The following is a 3,106-nucleotide window of genomic DNA, read 5'->3' as shown; positions in this document are numbered from 1 at the left end:
GATCTTTAACAAACTGAAGAAGCCGAATATATAAAGACGGCGAGAAGGAAGCGTAGAGTTAACTCTTTACGCGGACGGATCGTCATCTTGGGTATTTGATTGTATCTAGGCTACGTCGCCATATCAAAAGGGGCGGTGTAGTCGTCGCACAAACACACTTGTTGTTTTGGTGATCCAGGTTACTGAAATGATAGGGTCAAGCGACTAAGTGCATCTGGTGGATGCCTTGGCGATCATAGGCGAAGAAGGACGTGTAAGCCTGCGAAAAGCGTGGGGGAGCTGGCAATAGAGCTTTGATCCCACGATGTCCGAATGGGGAAACCCCTCCGCAAGGAGATCCCAGACTGAATCCATAGGTCTGAGGAGGCGAACGCAGCGAACTGAAACATCTAAGTAGCTGCAGGAAAAGAAATCAACCGAGATTCCGTTAGTAGTGGCGAGCGAACGCGGAAGAGCCTGTACGTGTTATGGATTGTGTTAGTGGAAGGTTCATGGAAAGGACCGCCATAGTGGGTGATAGCCCCGTACACGAAAACGCATTCCAAGGACTAGGCGTACGATAAGTAGGGCGGGACACGAGAAATCCTGTCTGAAGATGGGGGGACCATCCTCCAAGGCTAAATACTCATGATCGACCGATAGTGAACCAGTACCGTGAGGGAAAGGCGAAAAGAACCCCGGGAGGGGAGTGAAATAGAACCTGAAACCGGATGCATACAAACAGTGGGAGCGGACTTGTTCCGTGACTGCGTACCTTTTGTATAATGGGTCAGCGACTTACGTTCAGTAGCGAGCTTAACCGAATAGGGGAGGCGTAGGGAAACCGAGTCCGAATAGGGCGCTTTAGTTGCTGGGCGTAGACCCGAAACCGAGTGATCTATCCATGGCCAGGATGAAGGTGCGGTAACACGCACTGGAGGTCCGAACCCACTAGTGTTGCAAAACTAGGGGATGAGCTGTGGATAGGGGTGAAAGGCTAAACAAACTCGGAGATAGCTGGTTCTCCCCGAAAACTATTTAGGTAGTGCCTCATGTATCACTTCCGGGGGTAAAGCACTGTTATGGCTAGGGGGTCATTGCGATTTACCAAACCATGGCAAACTCTGAATACCGGAAAGTGCGAGCATGGGAGACAGACGGTGGGTGCTAACGTCCATCGTCAAGAGGGAAACAACCCAGACCGCCAGCTAAGGTCCCAAATGATCAGTTAAGTGGTAAACGAGGTGGGAAGGCATAGACAGCCAGGATGTTGGCTTAGAAGCAGCCATCATTTAAAGAAAGCGTAATAGCTCACTGGTCGAGTCGTCCTGCGCGGAAGATGTAACGGGGCTCAAACTGATAACCGAAGCTGCGGATTTGCACGTAAGTGCAGATGGTAGGGGAGCGTTCTGTAGGTCTGTGAAGGTGTCTCGTAAGGGATGCTGGAGATATCAGAAGTGCGAATGCTGACATGAGTAGCGATAAAGCGGGTGAAAAGCCCGCTCGCCGAAAGCCCAAGGTTTCCTACGCAACGTTCATCGGCGTAGGGTGAGTCGGCCCCTAAGGCGAGGCTGAAAAGCGTAGTCGATGGGAAACGGGTTAAAATTCCCGTACTTTTATGCAGTGCGATGTGGGGACGGAGAAGGTTAGGTCATCAGACTGTTGGAATAGTCTGTTTAAGCCGGTAGGCTGGGGAGGTAGGCAAATCCGCCGCCCCTTAAGGCCGAGACGTGATGACGAGGGTCTACGGACCTGAAGTGACTGATACCACGCTTCCAGGAAAAGCCACTAAGCTTCAGCTGCATAAGAACCGTACCGCAAACCGACACAGGTGGGCAGGATGAGAATTCTAAGGCGCTTGAGAGAACTCAGGAGAAGGAACTCGGCAAATTGATACCGTAACTTCGGGAGAAGGTATGCCTCTTAGAGTGAATCCCCTGCGGGAGGAGCTTTGAGAGGTCGCAGAGAATCGGTGGCTGCGACTGTTTAACAAAAACACAGCACTGTGCCAACACGAAAGTGGACGTATACGGTGTGACGCCTGCCCGGTGCTGGAAGGTTAAGTGATGGGGTGCAAGCTCTTGATCGAAGCCCCAGTAAACGGCGGCCGTAACTATAACGGTCCTAAGGTAGCGAAATTCCTTGTCGGGTAAGTTCCGACCCGCACGAATGGCGTAACGATGGCCACACTGTCTCCTCCTGAGACTCAGCGAAGTTGAAGTGTTTGTGAAGATGCAATCTCCCCGCTGCTAGACGGAAAGACCCCGTGAACCTTTACTGTAGCTTTGCATTGGACTTTGAACAGACTTGTGTAGGATAGGTGGGAGGCTATGAAGTGGGAACGCTAGTTCTCATGGAGCCGTCCTTGAAATACCACCCTGGTGTGTTTGAGGTTCTAACCTTGGTCCGTGATCCGGATTGGGGACAGTGCATGGTAGGCAGTTTGACTGGGGCGGTCTCCTCCCAAAGTGTAACGGAGGAGTTCGAAGGTTACCTAGGTACGGTCGGAAATCGTGCTGATAGTGCAATGGCAAAAGGTAGCTTAACTGCGAGACCGACAAGTCGAGCAGGTGCGAAAGCAGGACATAGTGATCCGGTGGTTCTGAATGGAAGGGCCATCGCTCAACGGATAAAAGGTACTCCGGGGATAACAGGCTGATACCGCCCAAGAGTTCACATCGACGGCGGTGTTTGGCACCTCGATGTCGGCTCATCACATCCTGGGGCTGTAGCCGGTCCCAAGGGTATGGCTGTTCGCCATTTAAAGTGGTACGTGAGCTGGGTTCAAAACGTCGTGAGACAGTTTGGTCCCTATCTGCAGTGGGCGTTGGAAGTTTGACGGGGGCTGCTCCTAGTACGAGAGGACCGGAGTGGACGCACCTCTGGTGTACCGGTTGTGACGCCAGTCGCATTGCCGGGTAGCTAAGTGCGGAAGAGATAACCGCTGAAAGCATCTAAGCGGGAAACTCGCCTGAAGATGAGACTTCCCTGAGGGCTTGACCCTCCTGAAGAGTCGTTCGAGACCAGGACGTTGATAGGTCGGGTGTGGAAGCGCTGTGAGGCGTTAAGCTAACCGATACTAATTGCTCGTGAGGCTTGATCCTATCATTTGAGTGGCTTGGGAAAC

General features: G+C 52.3%; 1 rRNA gene. It reads left to right on the top strand.

Features of this window, described 5'->3' with window-relative positions:
* The first annotated feature begins 194 nt into the window (after nucleotides 1-194).
* Nucleotides 195-3,083: ribosomal RNA gene (locus tag DB032_RS21025) — 23S ribosomal RNA — on the top strand.
* The last annotated feature ends 23 nt before the right edge of the window (nucleotides 3,084-3,106 follow it).

Origin of the sequence: Chromobacterium sp. Panama, assembly GCF_003052555.1 — a bacterium.
In the GTDB taxonomy this organism is placed as follows: Bacteria; Pseudomonadota; Gammaproteobacteria; order Burkholderiales; family Chromobacteriaceae; genus Chromobacterium.
This window is presented reverse-complemented; position numbering and strand designations above follow the sequence as displayed.